The organism is Yoonia sp. JB2-21 (genome assembly GCF_055693545.1).
This window is the reverse complement of record NZ_JBVFUC010000001.1, coordinates 1289042-1314343: the sequence shown is the minus strand read 5'-3', so window position 1 is coordinate 1314343 and position 25302 is coordinate 1289042. Positions and strand designations below refer to the sequence as shown.

Below are 25302 nucleotides of genomic sequence, written 5' to 3'. Positions count from 1 at the left end.
AAGGCCTATGTCATGAAACGCAACCTCAGCATCTATTGGTTTACTGCCCCGGCGCTGCTGGTAATTGCGTGTTTCTTTGTCTATCCAATCGCCCTGTCACTGCAAATGAGCTTTACAGATTTCCGTGGTGTTGGTGCGGCCGAGTACATTGGCCTTGAAAACTATGAACGTTTTGCATCGCGGTCGCGCTATGCCAATGCGGTCTGGGTAACATTGAAATTCACGCTTATCGTCGTGGTGGTGCAGACCCTGCTTGGGTTGATATTCGCGGCGTTGCTGCACCGGATGCCAGCGATCCGCAACTTTTGCCGCGCCGCGCTTTTCACGCCAGCTATGATGTCGTTTGTGATTGTGGGCTACGTCTGGCAATTCATTTACTCGCCATTTTCTGGCGGGCTGAATGCGGTCCTGACATCTGTCGGACTGGAAAGCCTTGCGCGCGGTTGGCTGGGCGACCCGGACACCGCGCTTTATGCGATTGCCTTCACCCATGTCTGGATGTTCGTGGGCTATACCACAGCAATCTTTCTGGTGGGTTTCGCCAACATCCCAAAAGATATCGAAGAGGCCGGGCGCCTTGACGGTGCAAAGTCCTGGCAGCGGTTCCGGTATCTGGAATTGCCGCTGCTTGCGCCCAGTTTCACGGTCAACATTATCTTGTCGACTGTCGGAACGCTAAAGACGTTCGAATTGCCTTTCATCATGACCCGCGGCGGGCCAGACCGGGCGACCAACACGCTCAGCCTTGAAATCGTCAACAACCTGTTTGGGTCCTACAAATTCGGCTTTGCCTCATCGTTGTCGATCATCATGCTGATCCTTGTTGTCATCGTTGCCGTGATCCAGAACACTTATCTGCGTCGCCGCGAGAACGTAACATGAGCCTGCGTCGATTCATATCGTGGGCGGCGCAAGGCCCTGTTCTGATGGTGGTGCTGGCGATGCTGACGCCCGTCATCTACATGATTGCGATGTCATTTCGCACAGCCGCCGAGATTGTCGAAAAACCATTGGGCCTGCCAGAGACGCTTTATCTTGGCAATTACGCCAACGCACTGTCGCAGATGTCTTATCTACGTTCAGTCTTCAATTCGGTGAGTATCACGCTTGCGGTAACGGTGCTGGTGGCACTTTTGGGGTCGATGGCTGCCTATCCGTTGGCGCGTCGCACCAACAGGTTTACCCGCGGCGTCATTATGCTGGTGGCACTGGGGCTGGCCACGCCACCCTTTGTCACGATTACCCCGATCTATGTCATCTTCCGCAGTCTTGGCATGTTGGATAGCTATCTGGGCATCATCATCGCATTTACGGCACTTAACCTGCCGCTGGCGGTCTTCTTCTACACCAGTTTCATCGGGGCCATTCCACGGGAACTGGAAGAGGCCGCCCGCCTGGACAACTGTAACGACTGGCAGATTTATTGGTATATCATCCGCCCGCTGCTCGGGCCGGCCACAGCAACACTGTCGCTGTTTGTTACGCTGATGGTGTGGAACGACTTTACCTACCCGCTATTGCTGCTGACCTCTCCCGAGAAATTCACAGTAATGATCAGCGTCTACCGCTTTCTTGGAAATCTGAACGTCCAGCCGGATCAGCTATTCCCGGCTGCGGTTCTTGGCTCGCTACCGTTGTTGATCCTCTTCGTTTTCTTCCAACGGCGCATTGTCTCGGGTGTGACAGCGGGGGCGGTCAAATGATAGATCTGACTGGCAAGCATATCGTGCTGACAGGTGGTGGTGCGGGCATTGGTCTGGGTATCCTGCGGCAATGTGTGGCCGCCGGCGCAAAGGTAACTGTATTTGAGGTCGATGCCAGCCGTGCAGGCGTGATCGCCGACACGGGGGGAGAGTTCGTACAGGTTGATATCGCCGACCCCAACGCGATCCGAACGGCGGTGGCAGCAATTGATGGCTGTAACGGTCTGGTCAACAACGCAGGCATCACCATTCAAAAACCGCTGGCCGATCTGGACCTGTCAGAAATGGAACAGCTTTGGTCCGTCAATCAGCGCGCTATGCTGTTGCTGATCCAGGCCTTGACGCCCAAGCTGGCAGCGGCCGGTGACGGTGCGATTGTGAATGTTGCATCAAACCACGCGCGGGCAAGCGCGCCCGGCTACGAGGCTTACGCAGGAACCAAGGGTGCGATTGTCGCCATGACGCGCGCGCTGGCTTGGAGCCTGGGTGTGCATAACATCCGCGTCAACGCGCTGGCCCCCGGACTGGCTCTGACCGAAAAGGTCCGGGAAATCGCCGAGCGGGAGCCGGACCTGATAGAGACTTTCAACAGCTGGCACGCCAGGGGCCGCTTTGCCACGGTCGACGAAATCGGATGCGTCGCGGCGTTCCTTTTGTCTGACGCGGCCGCCGCCCTGACCGGTAGCGAAGTTATTGCCGACCACGGTATGTCCGCCAAGTTGGGTGGGCTGAACTGATGCCCGGCCATTCTCATTTCCTTCTTCAATTACATCGGAGCATTCAGGCATGACCGTCAAAACTACTTCTGCTGCCCCTGCCGCGGTTGCCACCCTGTCATCAATGCCCCGGATTACGGCAATCAAGCCCTATGCGGTGTGGGTGGGTGGCCGCAATCAACTGATCGTCAAGGTTGAGACGGATTGCGGCATCTACGGCTGGGGCGAAAGCGGGTTGTCAGGACGCGAAAAGGCCGTGATTGGTGCCGTGCAGCATTTCACAGAAATCCTGACCGGCGAAAACGCCTTTGATATTGGCGCGATATGGCAGCGGATTTATCGCAGCCAATATTTCGAAGGTGGGCGCGTGTTGCAGGCGGCCCTGTCGGCAATCGATATTGCGTTGCACGATATCAAAGGCAAGGCCTGGGGCGTGCCTGTCTATCAGTTGCTTGGTGGCAAGCAACGTGACCGTGTTCCGACCTTTGCCAGTACCGCATCAACCAGTTTTGAGACGACAATAGATCAAGCCACGGCGCTGGCCGACCAGGGCTGGTCCTGCATTCGCATCTTCCCCGACCTCAGTAACATGACGACCTTTGAGCCGCGTGAACATATCGCCCCGACCGCACAGATGTGCTGCGATGTGCGTGCCGCCTTAGGCGATGCCGTTACGCTCGGTATCGACTGGCACCACCGCTTGTCGGTGGCAGAGGCCGCCTCCTTTTGCCAGCGTATGCCATCCGGCACTCTGGATTTTCTAGAAGAACCGATCCGCGACGAAACACCAGAGGCCTATGTGGCCCTGCGCCGCCTGACCGACATCCCCTTCGCGATTGGTGAAGAGTTTTCGAGCAAATGGCAGTTCCGTCCTTTTATCGAAGGTGACATTCACCAATTCAACCGCGTTGATGTTTGCAATGTCGGCGGTCTGACCGAGGCAGTCAAAGTCGCTGCGATGAGTGAAGCACATTATGTTGATCTTATGCCCCATAATCCGCTGGGACCGATCTGCACAGCCGCCAGCGTACATTTGGGGGCTGCCGTTCCAAATTTTGCTTGGCTGGAGGTGCGAGTAGGATCAGATGGTGTCTATACGGTCGATGATGCAGATGACGTGTTTGTTCGACAGATCAAACGCAACGGCACGACGTTCGACGTGCCGGACGGGCCCGGACTGGGCGTTGATATCGACGAAGAACGTGTTCAGGCGTTGTCGTTCAAGTTCTGGAACTCACCGCTGCTGAGACGCCGTGACGGCTCTGTGACCAACTGGTAGGCAGCTGCTATTTACAATGAGCCACCAGCAGCGACATGGCACCGGCGCGCGCGTCTGGTAAAGTGCGGGCACCTATTTTTACAAATGTTGTACTTGCCACCGTTACCTGTTTCCCACCGGGGGCGAAAACGTCCGTCCCTATGCGTTGCAGGTTGCCCAATCCAGTCCAAAGCGGTCAAGGTATTTGCGCAGACGGTCAGCGTCATTGCGGCTGGTCTTGGCTGCACGGGACGCGGCAAATAGCCTGCGCCCTGCCGCGCTAAGGCTCGCGCTTTCTTGGCACACACGGATCACCGCCGCCAATTGGACGCGGTCAAATTCATCAATGTCCGCGGCCGCAGCACCGAGATATTTGGTAATAAGCTGCATGTCAGGGTCGCGACTGGCTTCTGCCCAAGTGCTTTTGATCGTTGCGATCTCGGTTTCGACCATGGCAAGCGTGATCCGGCCGCGTGGTGCAAGCGTGCACATTCTTTGGACAGATGCGCTCAGGTCGCGAAAATTACCCGGCCAAAGCGTGCCGGGATCTGTTGCGAACTTGTGATAGCTGGTTTGCGCATCGGCATTGAAGGTGACGCGACTGCCCAGCAGCTTTTCGACGCGCGCAAGTTCAAACGCGATGTTGGGCGTAATATCCTCTGGCCGGTCGCGCAAAGCGGGCAGGCTGAAAGTCCAAAGGTTCAGGCGCGCAAAAAGGTCAGCCCGGAATTTGCCTGCGGCGACTAACTCGGCCAAGTTACGTCCAGCCCCTGCGATCAGATGAAACCGGCTGGTGACCTCAAAATCGGACCCCAAGGGAAAATATTTGCCCGTCTCGACGGCATGCAGGATCATGGCCTGTTCATCGAGACCCAGTTCATCAATCTCATCAAGAAAAAGCACCCCGCCATCGGCTTCACGTAGTAACCCTTGCCGGTCTGCACCCGCGCCGGGGATCACCTGCCTGCGATGTCCGAACAGCGTGGACATCGCCCGTTCGCCCTTCAGCGTTGAACAATTCACATGTACAAGCCGCCCTTTGATCCGGCGCCGTTGTAGTTTGAGTTCGTAAAGCCGGGCCGCCAGATCGGATTTCCCCGCACCGGTTGGTCCGATCAGCAGCAAAGGCGCATCAGAGTTCGATGTCACAACCTCCATCCGGTCAATCATCGCGTTGAAGGCGTCGTTGCGGGTGTCGATACCGCCTTTGAGCAGGGTATTGTATTCGCGCGTGACCAGATCGAACCGCTGTTGCAGCCGGTTGTACTTCGAAAGATCAAGGTCGACGACCTGCAAGGTACCCGGGCCCGTGTCGTCACCACGGGGCGGGCCAGTCTGGACGAGTTTGGCCGGGATATGACGAGCCTCCGTCAGTAGGAACCAGCATATCTGGGCCACATGTGTCCCTGTCGTCAGATGCACATGATAGTCTTCGCGTTCGTCATCAAACCCATAGTCGCGGGCAAAATCGAACATCGCGCCGTACATTTCCTCAAAATCCCAGGGGTTCTGGATATCAATCTGATGCAACAGCACTTCTGTATCGGCCTGCCTGTTTTCCACCTCAGCTTTGATCTTGGTGGCAAGCCCGGTCCAGCGGCGGTCATGGATCAGCTCTAGCCGGGCAATCGGAAAATCAGGATGGTCATTGATCTGGACCGAGGGACGCCACCGACGGCGCTTGCCTGCATCAAGGTTCGTGCCCAGAAAGCCAATAACAACATTCTTTTTCATAGGGCTATCCATACTGATAAAATTTTATACCAAGCAATAGCTTTTCTGTGACCATATTTAGGATATTCTAATAAAATAACTTAATATCAATAACTTATACGAATTTCGTTTTTTCTTCTGCTTGGCGCTGATCTGGGTGAAAACAACCTCACTGAAACGCAAGAAGGACAAAGCCAATGGCAAACAAATCCGTGTTTGCATCAATGAAAGGCCGGTTGCTTCCGGCAGCTTCCACCAAGAACTTGGCGGGGGCACCGGCCTACGCATACGATGATGCACATGCCTTGGCCCAAGTCGCGATGACGGGGACATTCGGGCAGACATTCTACCAGGATCCGATGAAGGAACTGGTTCGCACGCTGGAACTGGCGCAAAAGGTTGATCCGTCCTTCTTGGCGAAGGCGGCGATCTATACCCGCCAGTCCGGTCATATGAAGGACATGCCAGCGTTCTTGCTGGCGGTGCTTGCAGGCCGTGATCCGGTGTTGTTTCAGCGTGCTTTCGGGCGGGTTGTCGACAACGGCAAGATGCTGCGGACGTTCGTGCAGATCATGCGGTCGGGGCAGACAGGGCGGAAATCGCTGGGTTCTGCGCCAAAGCGGATGGTTGCGAATTGGTTGATCAACGCGTCCGATCGGGCGCTGTTGCAGGCCAATGTGGGCAACGACCCGTCGCTGGCTGACGTGATCAAGATGGTGCACCCGAAGCCAAACAACAAAGCCCGCGAGGCCTTGTTCGCTTGGATCATCGGGCGCCCATGTGACGTGGCACTGTTGCCGCAAAATATGCAGGATTTCCTGCGGTTCAAAGAAACGGGACGTGGCCGTGTGCCGGATGTTCCGTTCCAGATGCTGACGCAGCTTGCGCTGTCCAAAAAACAGTGGGCGGGGATCGCTGAAAATGCATCCTGGCAGATGACCCGTATGAACCTGAACACGTTCCAGCGGCACGGGGTTTTGGCCCTGCCAAAGATGCGTCGCATGATCGCGGATCGTTTGCGCGATCCGGCTTTGATCGCCAAGGCACGGGTATTTCCGTACCAGTTGATGACGGCCTATCAGGCGTTGTCGGCGGAGATGCCGGTCGAGATCCGTGAGGCGTTGCATGACGCGATGGAGCTTTCGGTACAAAACGTACCAAAGCTGCGCGGTCAGGTTGTCGTCTGCCCTGACGTGTCGGGCTCTATGTCCGGTGCTGTCACAGGTTACCGGAAGGGTGCCACCACAGCGACGCGTTTTGTTGATGTGGCGGGGCTGGTTGCTGCGGCCGTCTTGCGTCGGAACCCTTCGGCAACGGTGTTGCCGTTTGAGGTGAAGGTGCGCGATATCCGGTTGGAACCACGCGACACGATCCTGACAAACGCGGCGCGTTTGGCGGAACAATGGGGTGGCGGGACGAACTGTGCCGCTCCGCTGGAATGGTTGCTGGCCAAGGGGCGTGCCCCCGATCTGGTGATCATGGTGTCGGACAACCAGTCGTGGGCGCATGCCGCCTATGGCAACAACGGAACGGTGATGATGCTTGCTTGGGAGAAGCTGAAACTGCGAAACCCAACGGCCAAATTGGTCTGTGTCGATATCGCCCCATACGGGACGACCCAAGCGAAAGAACGCGACGATGTTCTCAACATCGGCGGGTTCTCGGACACGGTCTTTGACCAAATCGCGGCCTTTGCGGGTGGCGAGATGGGACCGGACCACTGGGTCGACCAGATCGCGGCCATCGAGGTCTAAACATGTGGGTCAGGCGGTTATCGCCTGACCCGAGTGATACGAATTGAAAGGAATACATTCCGGCGAATGCTGGTGGAACTACAGGTTAGAGCGCCGATCGACAGGGATCGGAGGTCGCGAATTCAAGCCTCGCCATCGTGTGAATGATGTAGCTCAGTTATCGTTTCACCCCGCCTTGTCGCCGGAACTGACAAACAAACATTTGGCAAATGCCGATGGAACTACATCACGGGAAAGGTCGCGGGTTCAAATCCCGCCACCGCAGCCGGGACAACCGGAGCGGTGTAGCTCAGTGGATAGAGTACTCCCCCCTCGTTTCATCACATCCTTGTTGCCAAGACTGACATACCCTGACGAATGCCTAAGGAACTACATTGCGCAACATTGGGAGCATCCTAGAAGGTTCAACTCCTCTCTTTGCAGGCGCCCAGACGGAAAACCATTTCTGCGGAAATGGGGGCGGGACCCCAGACTGTTTCTTACCCCTTGTCGTCAGGGTTCAAACATATCCGGCGAATGCTGGTTGGAACTACATTTCTAATGTCGAAGTCGTGGGTTCGAGCCCCACTCCTGCTCCCATGGCAGGATAGCTCAGATGGAGAGAGCGCGTAACGTTTCACCCTTCCCTTGTCGCCGGGGATTGACATCACAGGGATTGGCTCAGCCCGGATAGAGCGCCGCACTTGGACTGCGGAGATCGGAGGCTCAAATCCTCCATCCCTGACCAACGAAACAGGAGGAATGCCTGTGGGACTACATCTTCCAAATGTCAGTGTCTCACAACACCCTTGTCCTCCATCATTGGAAGGTAGCTCAGTTGGTAGAGCATCGGTTTTTGGTACCGCAGGTCACAGGTTCGAACCCTGTCCTTCCAGCCAAGGTATGAAAGGAAACACCCGGGGGGAATGTCCGTGGGATTACATCGCTTGAAACGGTCGCCGAAAGGCATCTCACGAACCCTTGTCCCCCGGACCCATGATCGGAAATGCCTGCAGGATTACAGGTAGACGCAGCCCCTTGCGGGGTGGGCCCGCGGGCCGTGCTGGTTCAACCCCAGCCCAGAGCAATCTGGTGGCGGAAATTCATCCTGCAAACACCTTGTTCTGGGAATGGTTTGATTTGAGAGTGAAGATGATGACACAAAAAGAGAAAAAACAAATGCAAAAGGTCAGCCGTCTGCTGGCCCAAGTGCTTCGCCATACGCCCGAGAATCTATCGCTGACTTTGGATGTGCAGGGATGGGTCGCGGTTGATATGGTGCTGGATGGCCTTGCGGATGCAGGGTTGCCAACAAGCATGGACCAACTTCGCGAAATTGTTGCCACAAGCGACAAGAAGCGGTTCACACTGTCGGATGACGGCCAATTGATCCGGGCGGCTCAAGGGCACTCCGTGCAGGTTGACCTTGCGGTTGCTGCCGTCCAGCCGCCGACCCAGCTTTTTCATGGCACTGCGGACGCCACTTTGCCAGTGATCATGGCCGAAGGGTTGCGCCCGATGTCACGCCAGCAGGTGCATCTTTCAGCGGATCGTGACACTGCGCTAAAGGTTGGTGGGCGCCATGGTGCGCCAGTGATCCTGATCGTTGACGCATGCGCGATGCATGATGTGGGCTATCAATTTTACCAAGCGGACAATGGGGTTTGGCTGACAGATCACGTGCCCGTAAATTTCTTACGAATTGAAGAAAATGCCGCAAGGGCGGCTGGAACAGAAGACATGACACAGACAACAATCACTGGCACGCATCTCAAAGACTGGGGTCATATCCCCGGTCCTGACTTTGCCCGCCTTCTTGAAATCGCGCAGGCCGCGTCGTCGGCGGGCTATGGTGCCGATCAGATTCGTGCCAAGCTGGACGGGATGAAACCCCCACCGCCGCCGCCAACGCTGCCGTTGCAAAACGCAGGCGATGTGCCGTTTCATTTCAACATCGAAGCGTCTGATGATGCCGATGAGGTCAAAAATCTTGCCCAAGTGCGCGAGACGATGACGGCTGTCATCTGCACGCCGACCGTTGTTTCGGCTGCTGTGATGCCCGATGCTTGTCCTGCTGGACCCGTCGGCACAATCCCTGTGGGTGGTGTTATTGCGGCCAAGAACGCAATTCATCCGGGCATGCACTCGGCCGATATCTGTTGCTCGGTCATGATGACCGATCTGGGCGCGGCTGATCCAAAGGTGGTTCTGGACGCGGCTGAAAAGATCACGCATTTCGGCCCCGGTGGGCGTCAGAATGGCAAGCGCTTTACCCTGTCGCAAAAGTTGATGGATGCGTTTCGGGACAACCGGTTCCTGAACAACCCCAAGATTTTGCGCATGGCGGTCGCGCATCTGGGCACCCAAGGTGATGGCAACCACTTCCTGTTTATTGGCAAGTCACGCAATACCGGACGCACTGCAATCGTGACCCATCACGGGTCGCGCGGGCCGGGTGCTGTGCTGTACAAACTGGGCATGGAGGTGGCGGAGAAGCACCGCAAAAAGCTGTCGCCTGAAACACTGAAACAGAACGCTTGGATTCCGGCCGATACGCAGGATGGCCAAGACTATTGGGATGCGCTCCAACTGATCCGTAAATGGACCAAGGCCAACCACAACGCCATTCATCAGGCGACGGTGGAAGCGTCAGGGGCGCAACCCGGTGAGCGGTTCTGGAACGAACATAACTTCGTCTTCAAACGGGGTGATCTGTTTTATCACGGTAAGGGAGCGACGCCTGCTTGGGGAGACTATGCCTCTGATGCGACTGGGCTGACGCTGATCCCGCTGAACATGTCGGAACCTGTTTTGGTCGTGCGCGGCAAGGATGCCGATCATGCGTTGGGGTTTTCGCCACATGGTGCCGGGCGAAATTTCTCGCGGTCTGAGCATAAGCGTCGGATGGGCGAGATGACGGCAGAGCAGGCGCTGGAGGCAGAGACCAAAGGTCTTGATATCCGCTTTCCGGCGGGCGGCATTGATGCGTCAGAGCTGCCGTCGTCCTACAAGAACGCGGCGTCTGTCGTGCGTCAGATCGATAGCTTTGGTCTGGCGGATATTGTCGACCATATCGACCCCTACGGCTGCATGATGGCCGGTGACGTGCCGCCGTTCTGGATGAATAAGAAAAAGAAAGGAAAGCGCGCTTGATGTGCGCTTTCCGCGTTTGGTTCAGCGGCCAGATAGCATTTCGATCGTGAACGCCCTCTTCTAAGGTCGTTCATTGCGCTTCAATGACACAAGTAGTTTGGCATCCGCATTGCGTCACGGATGGACGGGCGACCGCTGCCAAGTTCGCTTATCCAATTGGTATGCCAGACTTGGAGAACGTGTGTTGGTATTGGCAATTCACGCACAGACGCGCGGCCTTCGTTTCCTTCAGATCCGGATCCAAGATTTAGGGCTTTTCGGCAGCGAAAAGCCTGCCCTATTTCGCCCTGAATAAGTCACAAATAAGACATAATAAAATTGTTGAAAAACAAATGGTTAATGCTTTTTCGCTTCTGACGCCAAAACCAATTTTTTCCCCTGACGATTGCTTGAATACCATACTAGTCATTTTGCATGCGGGATGCTGATCCGGGTGCCACAATTTAGCTCGGTTGCAACGGCATCGATATTTTCAACCTTGTGGATATCTATAAGGAAATCGGTTTGGAGCGGACGGTTACAATATGAATGAGATTGGTTCAGTCGCTAGCAGATGTTCACAAAAACTGGGGGCCATCTGGAAGTATACCACAGTCATTCTTGTACAGTTCCTCTTCCTTGTCTTTGCGACCGCTGCGACCGCCCAAAACATTGACTGGCTGGTAAATGTCGATGGCAGTGTCACGCCGGCACCGGCCGGTGGTTTGCTTGAGGTTCCGATCACTGTCACCAACAACGGCTTTGATCCGGCTCTTGCCAACACCATCGACATTGTTGTGCCCGCAGGTACGTCGTTTGAATCCTTTAGCGGAACAATCACAAATTGTACGCCCTTGCCCGCAGCGGCAGGGGCGACTGTCACTTGTGATGTACCCGCGCTGGCATCAAGCGAATCTGCGGATTTGTCCTTTGACATCCTGACCACGCAGGCTGGTAGCACGTCGCTGGCTGTCTCCATCCCGACGACAAACGCAGATGGCGAAGAAGATGTTAACACGGATAACAACACTCAAACCAGGGTCCTGACGCTGACAGCGGGCGCAGACGTTGTCTTGACCGTGGCTGCGCCCCCGACGGCTGCGTCTGGTGAAGTGATCGACTATGTGTTCACGGCCACCAACAACGGTCCAAATGACGTTTCTGACCTAGAGTTCACGTTCACGCAGCCAGAGGGCCTCGACAATTTCGTTGCACCGGCCGGATGTACGCTAAGCGACGAAACCTACACCTGCCTGATCCCCGGTCCAGTTGCGGTTGGTACCAGTGTCGATCTGGCCTTCACGGCACAGGTTATCACGGGTGGCGGATCAACGGTCACCGGTCTTGCAGAGATCGGGGGCGGCACCTCCGGCGATCCGGATATTGCCAACAACAGCATCACCCCTGAAATCACTATCACATCAGGGAGCGACGTCGGCATTGAAAAATCCGTTGCCGGCGAAAGCCCACTTTTGGTCAATGATACAACGACATTTACACTGTCACCCAGCTACACTGGCGAAGTTCCCACCAACCTGACAATTACTGACACGGTCCCGTCAAACTATGTCATCCAATCGGTGACGCCGGCGGCGGGCAGCGACTGGACATGCGCCTTTGATGCAGGCACCGGCGAAGTGACATGTAACAAAGCAAGCGGCGCGTCACCCGGCAACATGCAGCCCTTGGGCGATATCGTCATTGAGGTCTTGATCGAAAGCGAGGGCCTTGCTGAAAACTTTGCCACGATCACATCGCCCGATGTGCCGGATCCCAATGTATTCAACGACACTGACGGTGACGGCGGTGTGGTGATCGAAGAGCCATTTATCGACCTTGCAGTTGGTAAGACGGGCATTCAGCCTGCATTGTTTGTCGTCGGGCAAGAGTATGACTTTGACCTGACCGCCACAAACGAAGGCAACACCGATTACACTGGCGAAATTGTCCTGCGCGACGTGGTGCCTGCTGGTTTGACTGTGACATCTGTTGCAGGCTGGACCTGTGCACCTGTCCCGTTGGTCGGCGATGGGGCAACTGAATTGGTCTGTACCCGTGATTTCAGCGGTGCAGATGCGCTTGGCCCCGATGAAACCACGCCTGCGGCCGTTGTCACCGTTGAAGTGACAGCCCCCGGCGCGTTCACGAATACAGCGATTGTAGAGACCGGTGCAGGCGCAAACCTGCCGGATGAATTTGGGCCAAACGATACGATTTCATATGGTGGTACCGGCGAAATTCCCACCGACTCGGCCGATATCACTGTCGCCAAATCTGCAAACCTTTCCAGTCTACCGGCGGGCGATCTCCAGACGTTTGACATCGAGGTCATCAACCTGGGCCCTGACACTGCAACCGATGTGCGTGTGCGCGACTCGATCCTAAGCCTGATCAATTCTGATGATACTGGTGCAAACCCGGGCTTTGACGCCATTTCCTTTGCCAATATCTCGGCGGCGGATGCAAACTGTACCACCGCCCCCATCGGCGACACTGGTCGTGAACTGAGCTGTAACATCGCCAGCCTTGCCGTGTGTTCCCCAGGCGTTGACTGCCCGGTCATCACTGTTGACGTGCGCCCTGGTGGTGAAGAGGGGGCGTACAAATACAGTGACGGCAGTTTCTTTTGGGACCCCTGATATTAACCGCAACAACAACCAGGCGACCGCGCCGTACAATGTTGAAGGTCGCGCCGACATCACCGTCGAAAAAGCCGTTAGTGCAACAGAGGCCGAAGCTGGCCAGTTGCTGACCTATGTGATTACGGCGATCAACAAAGATGACGGGTTGAGCACCGCCCAAGCCATGGTCGTCACTGACGTTCTGCCGTCAGATATGACATTCCTGTCCGCTGTTGCATCAGCGGGGTCATGTGGTACCCAGCCCGCCGCGAATTCGGTCACAAGCCCGACCAACAATCTTATTGAATGTCAAATTGGTGATGTTCCAAACGGGACTCAGCAAACGGTCACCGTTTCGGTTCGCCCCAATTTCGAATTGATTGATGCGACTGTTACCAACAATGCCTCTGTTGCGACTGATACCATCGAAGTGGGCGTTGGCGACGAAACTGCCGCAGTTGATGTTACCATTGGGCCTGCATCGCTTGATCTGCTGATCCAGAAAACAGAGTCCGTCGACCCCGTCGCCTATAATGAAGAGACAGTTTATTCGGTCACTGTTCGCAATCTTGGTCCATCTGCGACGCAAAATATCGTTGTTGAAGATATCTTGCCCCCTGGCAACCTGACGATCCTTTCTGTCGAAGATGGGGATGGAGACCCCGGCACTGAACTATGTACACCCGCGATCCCAGCCGGTGGTCAAATAGGCGGTACATTGACGTGCACGTACCCTTATCTGCCAGCGGGTGAGATCATTGTGCTGCAAGTGACAGCTGAAGGTCAGGAAAAAGGAACAGCAACCAACATTGCGTCTGTTTCATCCAGCGAAACGCTGGCGGGCTATGACGCCAACCTGAGCAACAACACGGTCGAAGAAAGAACCACGGTGCGCACCCGCTCTGACGTGGAAATCACAAGCAAGGTTGCAGATCCCGGCACCATATCTTTGCGCGACCCCTTCAATTTCACTATTCGTGCGGCTGTCAATGTCGGTCCCGGTCTTGTTGAAGCTGACGAAGTTGTCGTGTCTGACACACTGCCCGCCGGAATGGAGCTGACGGGGACACCGACTGTTGCGCTTGTTCAGGGGTCTGTCACGCTCTCGACCTGTAGTGGGGTTGCGGGTGAAAACAGCTTTGCCTGTGATCTAGGGACTTTTGATCAGGACTTTTCTGGCGGTACTGTTCAGCCCGGTATCGTGGATATTACCGTCCCTGTTCGGGTGGTTACGGTGACGTCTGATCCCCAAACATTCACGAACACGGCCTCTATCGCTACAACGTCGCTGGACGCCGATAGCACCAACAACACCGGCAGCGGCGATGTCGTCATCAATGCATCATCCATTACTGGTACACTCTACCGCGATTTCAACGATGATGGTGTTGCCGAGACAACTGATACCGGGGTTGCGGGTGTCACGATTACATTGATTGGCGAAACGCCCGACGGTGCGATCATCACCCTGACAACCACGACGGACGCCGACGGCAACTATTCCTTTGGGCTTTTGCCGGAAGGCATCTACACGGTCAGCCGCGGCACGGTTGCAGAAGCTTTTCAAGACGATGGCGGCAGCTACCCAGAGGGCGGCAACGGTGTCAGCACCTCTGATGTCCTGATTTCAGAGGTAAGCATTGGCGACGATGAAAACCTGACCGGCTATGACTTTACGGTTGTGCCAATCGCCCGGATTGGCATTGCCAAAGAGGCGCGCGGCCCGACGGTTGTGAACCCCGACGGATCATTTGATCAGCAATTCCGCATGCGGATCGAAAACTTCAGCCTTGAAGCGCTCGAAAATATTGTTGTCACAGATATTCTGGAGGGCGGAGCACCCGCTTTCGGAACATACACGAGCGGTGTGCTGAACGCTGGTGAATACACGATCCTAACCTCGCCCACATCAAACTGTGGCCCGGGGGCCGCCAATACGGCCTTTACCGGCGCTGCTGATACAACACTTGGTTCGGGCTTTACGTTGACCCCAAACCAGATTTGCCGGATCGACGTAACTTTGCGCGTGCAGCCAACAAACCCGCTGCCGCCGATCATTGCTGGCGACGACCGGTATGCAAACTCAGCCACCGTGACCGGCGAAGGTGTGCTGTCGGGTCAAACCTCAGCGACCAATCCGCTGTTGGCGGACATTTCTGACGCAGGCGGCAATGCGGATGCCAACGGCAATGGTGTCGGGAATGATGATGGTGAAGATGATCCAACGCTTGTTGGCCCAGTGTTCAACCCAGGCATCGCGATTATCAAAGAGGCCGATACCACTGCTTTCTCAAGCCCGCCTGCAGAAGATGATGTGATTACCTACACATTCACGGTCACCAACACCGGCAATATGGATTTGTTTGATGTGGTCATCACTGATCCGCTGGAGGGGATTATGTTGGTGGATCCGATGATCGGTGATCTGCCGTTCAACACCAGTGTCACACGCACCGCGACCTATCTGATCACACAAGATGACATCGACAATGGCCTGGTCGAAAACACAGCGACTGCCACTGGTCAGGACGTCTATGACACCGAGGTGGATGATCTGTCTGGCACAAGCAATGCGGACGGGGATGACGGCCCAATTGTAACGCCGATTGCTCAAGTCCCCGGTGTCGAGATTATCAAGGAAGTCGTCAGCGACACCATCCAGGACCCCACGCTTGTCGGGGACCAGATTGCCTATACGTTTTCGCTGCGCAACAGCGGTAATGTGACATTGAGCGATGTTACTGTCACTGATCCATTGCCGGGCATTGTCCTTGTCGGCGCACCGATTGCGGAAATGGCACCGGGTGAAGTGGTCCTGAACGCCTATTCCGCCACCTATGAAGTTGATGCCGACGACATTAATGCGGGCGAAGTGCGCAATCAGGCAACTGCCACCGGGACAGACCCCGGTAGCAACCCGACCACCGATTTGTCGGGTCCAACCTTCGACGCAGACGCCCCCGTTGTTGTGCCATTGGCACAAGACCCATCTATCGCCCTGATCAAGACAGTCACAACCGACCGCTTGGGGACACCACCGCAAGAGGGTGACTTCCTCGACTATCAGTTCACGGTGACGAACACCGGGAACGTGACGCTTACCGATATCATGATCACGGATCGTTTGCCCGGCATCGTTCTGTCAGGCGGTCCGATCTCGTTGGACGCAGGCGAGGTGGACAGCACGACATTTACCGCAACCTACGCGCTGACACAGGATGACTTGAATCTTGGTGAAGTTGAAAACCTTGCTACTGTTTCTGGCACACCGCCCTTGGGTCCTGATGTGACGGACGATAGCGGAGCGGACAACGATACCGACGCACCCCTGATCACGCCTTTGGATCAAGTATCGTCAATTGCTTTGATCAAGCGTGTCGATGTCACCAACCTGTCCGTGCCGCCTGTAGAGGGGGATCTTGTGATCTTCCGCTTTGAAGTGACCAACACCGGCAACCAAATCCTGTCAAACATCGTCGTGGCCGATAATTTCCCCGGTGTGACCATGTCGGGCGGACCGATTTTGACGCTGGACCCTGAAACATCTGACTCTACCACCTTCACGGCAACCTATAATCTTCTTCAGCAAGACATCGAAGACGGATTGGTCCGAAACCAAGGGTCAGTTACCGCAAATGACCCCAGCAATGATCAGATATCTGACCTGAGCGGCGACACAAACGAAGACGATGACGTCCTAGAGACGCCGTTGGATAAAGTGCCCGGCATTGCGGTGATCAAAACGATTGATACGTCCCAGCTGTCCTCACCGCCACAGGTGGGCGAGACGGTGACGTATAACTTTGCGATCCAGAACACGGGCAATGTCCGTCTGAACGATGTGACGCTGACCGACCCTCTGGAGGATATCGTGCTGACCGGGGCGCCCATTCCGGTGCTCGAACCCGGGGTCACCGACAACACAACTTATGCGGCGACCTATGTTCTCAAAGATACGGATCTTGATGTCGGCCAGGTTGAAAATCAGGCCCGTGTTGAAGGTACTGATGGCGACGGCAACACACCCACAGACCTGTCGGGCGATACAGTCGCGGATGACAATCCGCTGATCCTGCCACTTGATCGTCAGCCATCGATTGCTGTGGTCAAAGTGGCCGATGACAGCCTGGTCAGTGATCCCGCACAAGTTGGTGATGTCATCACCTACGCGTTCACGATTACAAATACCGGGAACACGACCCTGACGAACGTCCGTTTGGAAGACCTTTTGCCCGGTATCGAAATTATGGGCGACCCGATTGTCAGTTTGGAGTCCATGGCCGTGGACACTGACACATTCACGGCACGCTATGAGGTAATGCAGGAGGACATCAACGCTGGTCAGGTCCTCAACCAAGCGACCGTGACGGGCACACCGCCTGCTGGTTCTGGTCCAGACGTGGATGACCTATCCGGCACCACCAATACAGATGATGATCCGACAATCGTACCTTTGGTGCAAAACCCGGCTATCACGCTGGACAAAATCGCCGACGTCAGCGCGTTCGAGGACGGTTCTGTTCCCGGTGAAAGCGTCGTCTATTCCTTTGTCATAACCAACACAGGCAATGTCACGTTAACCGATGTGACGGTGACAGATGCGCTCGCAGGTGTTGCCCTGACGGGCGATCCGATCCCCGAGTTGCTGCCAATGGGTATCGATACCGACACTTACACCGCCGAATATGAAATTGATGCCGATGATATCGAGCGCGGAACTGTCGTTAACAATGCGACCGTGACGGGCGGGTATTTTGACCAGGTGTCAGGTACGCCATCCACCGTTGAAGACAGCGATAGTGAAACGGCCAACGTCGCCAACGTCGAGGCGAACCCCGAAGATTATCCGCCGTTTGCCACTGATGGTGGCGTAACAACATCGGTTCTCGGAAATGACCTTTTCCGCGGTGACCCTGCAACGCTGGATACAGTGGACATCACCGTCTTGGAAAGCGACCCAGAATTGACGTTGGACCCGGCCACAGGCCTCATCACGCTGGCACCAGGGAACCCTGCGGGGATCTACACGGTCACATATGAGATCTGCAGCATCGAATTCCCGTCGATCTGCGACACAACGACAGAAACGGTTGTGCAACTTGCACGCCCCTCAATTGAGACAACCAAGACCCAGGAAGTCATCGACAACGGCGACGGAATTGAAGGTGTCGGTGACACTGTGCGCTACACGATCACCGTTGAAAACACAGGCAACGTGTCTGTGGGCGTTTTGGCGTTGGACGATGATTTCACCGCGATTGACGGCGAACCATTGACGCTGACCAGCGGTCCGGACTTTGTCTCTGCTAACCAAGGTTCAGCCGAAGGCAACCTGGTGATGGGCGAAACAGCCACCTATGAAGCCACATTCATTCTTGACGTTGATGCCGTCACGCGCGGTGGCGTTTCGAATACGGTGCTGGCTACTGCTGTTCCGGATTTCCCGGTTGGCATTCCAAATGTTCCGGGGTCGATTGAGGATCGGTCAGACGACGGGAACGATGATGACGGCAACAACACAGATGACCCGACCGAACTACGCCTTGAGCCATCTTTGGGCAACAACCCTGACCTGACATTGTCCAAGACGACAACGGCGGATGTCGTCGTGCGTGGTCAGACGGTGCCCTACACAATCACGGTTACCAACGACAGTGTGTTCAATGTTGGTCCTGTGGATATCGTTGATACGCTGCCCGCAGGGATGCTCTACGTTGTCGATAGTGCGACCTACGAAGGCAGCCCGGCTGATGTCAGTGTGACCGGTGCGGTTGTGCGTTGGGAAGATGTGGTCATACCACCATTGACGACTGTTACCGCGACCTTGTCGGCCACAGTGCTTAGCGGGTCAAATACCGGTGATCTGGTGAACGTCGTCAATATCGTTGACGCTGCGACCGGCGACGCACTGACGGCCGCAGCCACGGCAGCTGTACGTCTCCAGCCAGAGCCGATTTTTGATTGTGGCGAAGTCATCGGTAAAGTGTTCCATGACCATAATGGCAACGGCTATCAGGATGCGCCATTCGACCCAGCCACGGTTGTCAGCGACCAAAGCTACGACGGCAGCAAGATTGGTGCCGATCTCGCCGAAGCGCCAACAGATGAACCCGGTGTCCCCGGGGTGCGTCTGGCAACAGTAGATGGCACCATCATTACAACGGATGAGTTTGGACGCTTCAGCGTGCCCTGCGCGGCACTGCCTGCGGACGGCGGGACCAACTACATCCTCAAGCTCGACACAGCGTCGCTGCCGTCCGGGTATCGTCTGACGACGGAAAACCCTCGTGTCATGCGCCTGACACCCGGCAAGATGATCGAGATGAACTTTGGTGTTTCAATCAGCCGTTTGGTGCGCGTTGATCTGAATGCCAACGGCTTTGTGCGTGCGGACGGTGGCCTGGCTTTGTCGGCAGGGTTGGCCCAGGGCATTCGAACCTTGTTGCCGCAGATCGCGGACACGCCGTCACACCTGCGATTATCCTTCCATGTGTCTGCGGCAGCTGACCGCGCTGAGGTCGCGCAGGCCCGCCGCATGATGGATTTGGTGCAGCGATATATCGACAATGAGTGGTCCGATGTTGGGCGCGTGAAACTGACGACCGAACAAGCCATCGTTCGGCCCGGTCAGTAATTGGAGAGTGTGATGAAATATCTGGTATCCCCCGCCCGCCTGCTTTTGCAGACTACAGCGCTTGTCACACTTGCCAGCCCTGTCTTCGCGCAAAACTGTGATGCAATCATAGTGCCGATCCCGGCAGATTGTGAACGCAACAATGCCGAAGTCGTCGTTGAAATGCCGCTGGGCCGTAACACTGAACGGGTACAAACGGCACCTGGTGGGAGTTTCGCCGACACCGGTTTTTCAATCTCGATTGAGGATCAGACCATCGCAGGTGCGCCCGCGCCGCGTGACCCGCAGCGTGGGGCAGATGTTTTTGCCAACAACGTCGATGTCGATGTGCGCTATGATGGGTTGAATATACGCCCAATCCTGAATGTGGCGACGGCAGACCTACGCGGCAGCTATCGTGCGGGCGAAGCAGTCAGTTTTCGCAGTTCTGCCAACTATCCGGCTTGGATTACCCGATCAGAGATCCGCATCATTGATCAATCTGCCCGTGGCAATCCGGTCATTGCAACCGTACCAACCGTACCAACCGTACCAAACGGCACGGCTGGATGGGTAATGCCGCAGGTTGGCAGTGGTGAATTTGCCTATGTTTTGCGGGTCTACGATGCGCAGGGCCGCTTTGACGAAACGCAACCTCTGGCGCTGGCTCGCACGACGGACGCATTTGAAACCCACGACAGTGTTGGTGCCGCGCTGACGGCCGCAGGGGAAGGCGAAGATAATGCGCGCTTGCGCAATATCCCCATCTCGGGCGGCATGGTCACAGCGACCGGCGACGGCGGTGCACCGGGGGGATTTGTCACCGTTATGGGCGAAACAGTTCCGGTTGATGCTTCGGGCCGCTTTGTGGTGACACGTATCGTGCCGCCAGGCGATCAGATCATCACGGTAAACGCCGGCGGGCGCCAGATCATTCGTGATGTCGAGGTCCCCCGACAGGAGTGGTTCTACGTAGCCATCGCCGACTTAACATATGGCGTACGCCTACAGGATGATTTGTATGAGACCTCACCGGACTACGAAGACACATATCTTAATGGCCGTCTTGCCTACTACGCCAAAGGGCGGACAGCGGGCGGTTTCACGATTACCTCGTCTGTTGATACTGGTGACGGTCCGCTGGATCAGGCTTTTGAACGTCTGGGCGAACGCGACCCACGCAGCTTTCTGCGGCGTTTGGATACCGAGGACCTTTACCCAACCTACGGTGATGACAGCACATCATTTGATGACACACCCAGCCAGGGGCGGTTCTATCTCCGTGTGGAAAATGACGTCAGCCGCGTCACATGGGGTGACTTTAAGGCAGGCGTGACCAGTCATCAGTTCTTGTCCAATACCCGTTCGCTCTACGGATTGGAGGCTGCGGCACGCACGCGGTCTGTGACAACGAACGGCGATGCAAAGGCCAGCGTGGTGGGATACGCAGCCCAGCCTGACACGATCGCGCAGCGCGATATTCTGCGCGGTACGGGTGGGTCGGTCTATTTCTTGCAGCGTCAGGATATTGAAGGCGGTACTGCCGCAATGAGTGTGCGCATCACTGACCCGGACACGGGCCGGATCATCGATACCGTGACCCTTCAGGAAGGTATCGACTACGAAGTTGACTATATTCAAGGTGTCGTCATCCTTGCCCAGCCTTTGTCGTCGACCGCCGCAGGCAGTTCGCAGATCACCAGCGGTTCTGGCGAATATGACGTCGATTTGGTCGCGCAGTATGAATATACACCAAACGGCGCGAGCCTTGATGGGGCGGCCATCGGCGGCCGTGCCGAGGGGTGGATCGGCAATAATGCCCGCCTTGGTGCGACGGTGATGCGCGAAACGACCGGTGTTGCGGACCAAACAATGGCCAGTGTTGATTTGCTGGCGAACGTCAGGGCGAACAGTTTCATCAGTGCGGAGCTGGCACAGACCGAAGGGCAGGGCTTTGGCCGGTCCAATTCCACAGATGGTGGTCTGACAATTGACGCGGACGGTGGCATTGATGGCGCACGCGCCAGCGCGGCGCGTCTCGACGCGCATATTGATCTGACGGATTTCGGGGCGAACCGTCCCGGCTTTGTAGATCTGTACTATGAGACCAAAGAAAACGGCTTTAGCACGCTGTCCGAAGACATCACCGAAGATCAGGTGTTGATCGGCGTTGATAGCGAATTTGGCGTCGGGGATCGGCTCATCCTGGGACTTGCTGCCGAAATATTTGAAAAAGATGGCGGTGATCGCAAGAATACAGCGGAACTGCGCGGGACGTACGATCTCACTGATGTCTGGGCGGTGACCGCCGCTTTGGCATTTGTTGATCAGGTGACTGCGGGCGATCCGAACAAAACCGGTGAACGCACCGACGTTGCGCTGCGGCTTGACTATGCACCCGACGATGATCTGGCAGCCTATGTTTATGGGCAAGGCACACTCAGCCGCTCTGGCGGATTGGATGACAACAGCAGGCTAGGGGTCGGCGGTGAAGCACGACTGAGCGAAAAAATCACGGCCTCGGGTGAAATCTCTGACGGGGCAGGAGGCGTTGGTGCCGGTCTGCGTCTAACTTATGCGGTAACGCCTGATAATGTGACCTATCTTGGATACACGCTTGATCCAACGCGCTCTGGTGCTGGCAGTGATTTGGTCGGGCGCGATGATGGGACCTTCGTTCTGGGCGGGAACTATCGCCTGTCGGATCAAACGCGCATGTACACAGAAAGCAACCTGGATCTGTTTGGCCAAAAGCAATCGCTGACGCGCGCCTTTGGTGTGACCTATACACCGACATCCGCTTGGACAGTCTCTGGCGGGATCGAAAACGGGCGTGTGCGCGACCAGAATGCGGGCGACTTTGACCGCTTTGCACTGTCGCTTGGGGCGGCCTATACCAACCAAGACCTAAACGCAGGGCGTGTTCGGTTGGAGTACCGCACAGAAGACGGGGACGGCGTCGCGCAGGACCGCGAAACGTGGGCGCTGATTGCGGGATACGAACACCGCGTCAACGACAACTGGCGTCTGCTGATGGATCTTGATGCGCTCTATTCCAAAAGCGACGAAGCGGCATTCCGCGATGGCGAATATCTCGAAGCATCTTTGGGCTATGCGTACCGTCCCGTTGACAACGAGCGGTTCAACCTGCTGCTGAAGTATACCCATCTGCGGGACTTACCTGGCGAAGACCAAGTTAACGCGGCGGGTGATGACGAAGGGCCGTCACAACGTAGCAACGTGTTCTCGATTGATGGAACCTATGACCTGAGCACGGCGCTGACCTTCGGTGCCAAGTATGGCTATCGCAGTTCGGACGTTGCAGCGCGCGGCACAGAGGACTTTACGACAAACACGGCATCACTGGCGATTGCCCGCATGGATTGGCATGTTGTGCACAAGTGGGACGTGTTTGGTGAACTGCGCGGATCCTTGACTCATGAAATTGACGTGGTCGAAACCGGCGCGCTGCTTGGGGTTTACCGTCACATTGGCAACAACGCCAAGATTGGGGTTGGCTATGAATGGGGTCGGGTGTCTGACGACATGACCGATCTGAACTATGATGCACAGGGCGTGTTCTTGAACTTGGTAGCCAAGTTTTGATGACAGCTCTCTGTGGGTTCGGACCCCGGCGCGGCTTTGCATTTCAGATTTGCCGCATCCCAACGACGACAGCAGCCTGTTCACCGTCGCAGTCCGGCCCGCGGTACCACTCGCCGCAATGAGGTCATCAGACAGGGTGTCCTTGTTGCGTCCGAAGTTTGTAGAGTTGCAAGATCTCTTCGCGCGGCCATTCTGGTGATGAAAACACAATGCCATCTTCCCAGAATGCGGCTGGTTTCCACTTGCTTCTTTGCCCGCGTCGTTCGGCGATGTGAGCAATGATCATGTCCCGCATGACACTTTGCCGGCTGAAGGTTGCAGGATCATCCAGACGATTGTCCATTTCGAAAGGGTCGTCATCAAGGCAATAAAGTTCATCGTCGTCGCCCCAAACCGAGACGTATTTCCAACCATCCAGATAAAGGATTTTCTGGAAACTAATGTCCCCGGAATGTCCAAAATGATCGCAAAACAAGGCATCCCGTGAATTTGTGCCGTCAGCGATGCCCACAAGGGTCTCTCCGTCAATGGGCAGCGGGTGGGCAAGTTCTCCCACATCAGCGGCGTCCAGCATAGTCGCGGTTACATCCAGCAGGCTAACGGGCGCAGAGACACGCTGTCCGGGTTTGATTTTGCCGGGGTATTTGACGACCAGCGGGATGCGCCCAACCTCCTCTGAGAAGGTGGAATATTTGTCCCAACCCGCACCATGCGCTGCAATCCCATCACCATGATCCGCTGTTACCACCAACAGGGTGTTTTCCGACAATCCCAGCGCTTCAAGCTGATCAGAGATCTTTCCAATTGCGGCATCCGTTTGCAGCCCTGCGGCGTAGCACCGGGCCAGAACGGTTTGCCAGGTCTTCCAGTCTGGCCAGCGCTCAAAAGCGCGATGTTGGCAGCGCAGGTCCCGTTGTATGCGATACCGCCAAGGTTTACCGCTGAGGTCTTCATCAAAACTCGGATAGGGTGGGATGTCCAAAGGGTCGATCAGGTCCGCAAAAGCTTGGCTTGGGTAGTAGGGGTGGTGCGGTCCCCACATGCTGACGACCACGGAGAAGGGTTGCGTGCTGCCGGCCAACTTTTGCAACTGGTCACACGCCAAGTTCGCGACAAAGAACTGTTCATTCACCTCAGGGGAACCCAAAAGGACACCCGCCCCATCCATATAGTCCCACGGTTCGGCAGGATCCATCAGCACCTCGGTCCCGTTCAGTTCGGGCTGCAACAAATGGTGCTCGATCAAGCATTTGGGCTGGCTCTCACCAATGTCACTGAGATAGTTTTTGTACGCATCGCAAGCATAAAGATTGCCATACTCAGGAAGGCTCCAGCCCTTTAGTCCATAGTCCTCGGCAGTTTTATTGACGCCGCAGTGCCACTTGCCGAAATAGTAGTTGTCATAGCCTGCGTCGGCCAAATGCTTCGAATATAGTTCTTCATCATCCCGAAATTCCTTGCGATTGTGAGGAATTGGATATTCAGAGTTCCACCTTAATCCATGCTTGTCGGGGCGTTTACCTGTAAGGAAACTCGCCCGTGAGGGCGTACAAACAGGCGTGATCGCATAGGCGCGCTCAAACCATGCGCCTTGGTCTGCGATACGTTCCAGGGCGGGCCAGCGATAGTCATATCTGTCCTGTCGGTAGTGGCCGGCAAAGGCAACATGGTCGGCGACAATGACAACAATATTTGGGCGATCTACCATGGGTTCTATGCTGCGTTCTGTAGCGGTGACGCGATCCACCAGATGTTACCACATGGGTCAGTAATACCGGCCATTCGCTCTCCGTGCGGTCGATCGTTTGGATCCATCAGACTGGTGGCACCAAAGTGCAGCGCCAACTGATATGTTCTGTCTGCGTCTTCTACCTTCAAGTGCATTTGCGAAACATTCGGAGTGTAGTCATCCGTGCCTTCATTCAGCATGATCAAAGAGCTACCGATCAGCACGCGCGCATGTTGCATGCGACCGTCGTCATATTTGTTCTCTTTGATTAAGGTGGCCCCAAAAGTCGCAACTAGAAAGTCAATCAACCGGGCGGCATCGCGGACGGTGAAATATGGTGTGATCGTCTGGCGTCCCGTTTGTGCTTTGCTTGTGCCCATCATCGGAACATCCTTATCATTTGTGCACAAAGTGGCAGACGGACCCACAGTCCGCAACACCCCCCAACCGAGAGTTTGGCAAGGGCGCGATATTATGT

The 25302-nt window shown here is 55.9% G+C and carries 12 protein-coding genes and 3 tRNA genes; 12 read left to right on the top strand and 3 right to left on the bottom strand.

Going from position 1 to position 25302, the window contains the following annotated elements:
* Window positions 1-12 precede the first annotated feature (12 nt).
* Genes ACZ1G5_RS06535 through ACZ1G5_RS06520 form a run of 4 tightly spaced genes read left to right on the top strand, consistent with a single transcriptional unit; the run spans window position 13 to window position 3698 of the window.
* Window positions 13-882 carry a carbohydrate ABC transporter permease gene (locus ACZ1G5_RS06535; protein WP_472732077.1) on the top strand — a complete coding sequence of 290 codons (870 nt, stop codon included), beginning with the start codon at window positions 13-15 and terminating at the stop codon, window positions 880-882.
* On the top strand, window positions 879-1703 hold the full coding sequence (locus ACZ1G5_RS06530; RefSeq protein ID WP_472732076.1) for a carbohydrate ABC transporter permease: 825 nt from the start codon (window positions 879-881) through the stop codon (window positions 1701-1703). Before ACZ1G5_RS06535 ends, ACZ1G5_RS06530 begins: the two co-directional genes overlap by 4 nt.
* Window positions 1700-2440 (top strand): SDR family NAD(P)-dependent oxidoreductase, encoded by a 741-nt coding sequence (locus tag ACZ1G5_RS06525; RefSeq protein WP_472732075.1) that lies wholly within the window; start codon window positions 1700-1702, stop codon window positions 2438-2440. The genes ACZ1G5_RS06530 and ACZ1G5_RS06525 overlap by 4 nt, the downstream gene beginning before the upstream one ends.
* Before the next feature lie 49 nt (window positions 2441-2489).
* On the top strand, window positions 2490-3698 hold the full coding sequence (locus ACZ1G5_RS06520; protein WP_472732074.1) for a mandelate racemase/muconate lactonizing enzyme family protein: 1209 nt from the start codon (window positions 2490-2492) through the stop codon (window positions 3696-3698).
* 138 nt (window positions 3699-3836) lie between these two features.
* Here the strand turns inward: ACZ1G5_RS06520 and rtcR are convergent, their stop codons facing one another.
* Entirely contained in the window at window positions 3837-5411 is a 1575-nt protein-coding gene (rtcR, locus tag ACZ1G5_RS06515; protein ID WP_472732073.1) for an RNA repair transcriptional activator RtcR, read from the bottom strand.
* Window positions 5412-5587: 176 nt separating this feature from the next.
* Between rtcR and ACZ1G5_RS06510 the strand changes: the two genes are divergently transcribed.
* The 8 genes from ACZ1G5_RS06510 to ACZ1G5_RS06475 all read left to right on the top strand — a co-directional run bounded on the left by ACZ1G5_RS06510 (window position 5588) and on the right by ACZ1G5_RS06475 (window position 23095).
* On the top strand, window positions 5588-7144 hold the full coding sequence (locus ACZ1G5_RS06510; RefSeq protein ID WP_472732072.1) for an RNA-binding protein: 1557 nt from the start codon (window positions 5588-5590) through the stop codon (window positions 7142-7144).
* Window positions 7145-7635: 491 nt separating this feature from the next.
* A tRNA-Arg gene (locus tag ACZ1G5_RS06505) sits at window positions 7636-7723 on the top strand.
* A gap of 70 nt (window positions 7724-7793) precedes the next feature.
* A tRNA-Pro gene (locus tag ACZ1G5_RS06500) sits at window positions 7794-7871 on the top strand.
* Window positions 7872-7946: 75 nt separating this feature from the next.
* Window positions 7947-8022, top strand: a tRNA-Gln gene (locus ACZ1G5_RS06495).
* A 253-nt stretch (window positions 8023-8275) separates the two neighbouring features.
* Window positions 8276-10276: an RNA 2'-phosphotransferase gene (locus ACZ1G5_RS06490; RefSeq protein ID WP_472732071.1), complete on the top strand. Its 2001-nt coding sequence runs from the start codon at window positions 8276-8278 to the stop codon at window positions 10274-10276.
* Between the two features lie 524 nt (window positions 10277-10800).
* Entirely contained in the window at window positions 10801-12894 is a 2094-nt protein-coding gene (locus ACZ1G5_RS06485; RefSeq protein ID WP_472732070.1) for a hypothetical protein, read from the top strand.
* Window positions 12866-19510, top strand: a complete 6645-nt coding sequence (locus ACZ1G5_RS06480; RefSeq protein ID WP_472732069.1) for a DUF7507 domain-containing protein — start codon at window positions 12866-12868, stop codon at window positions 19508-19510. The genes ACZ1G5_RS06485 and ACZ1G5_RS06480 overlap by 29 nt, the downstream gene beginning before the upstream one ends.
* A gap of 12 nt (window positions 19511-19522) precedes the next feature.
* A complete protein-coding gene (locus ACZ1G5_RS06475; RefSeq protein WP_472732068.1) occupies window positions 19523-23095 on the top strand; it encodes a hypothetical protein in 3573 nt (1190 codons plus the stop codon).
* Window positions 23096-23222: 127 nt separating this feature from the next.
* On the opposite strand, the gene ACZ1G5_RS06470 is transcribed toward ACZ1G5_RS06475, so the two are convergent.
* On the bottom strand, window positions 23223-24803 hold the full coding sequence (locus ACZ1G5_RS06470) for a sulfatase-like hydrolase/transferase (protein WP_472732067.1): 1581 nt from the start codon (window positions 24801-24803) through the stop codon (window positions 23223-23225).
* A gap of 5 nt (window positions 24804-24808) precedes the next feature.
* Window positions 24809-25207: a VOC family protein gene (locus ACZ1G5_RS06465; RefSeq protein WP_472732066.1), complete on the bottom strand. Its 399-nt coding sequence runs from the start codon at window positions 25205-25207 to the stop codon at window positions 24809-24811.
* Window positions 25208-25302 lie beyond the last annotated feature (95 nt).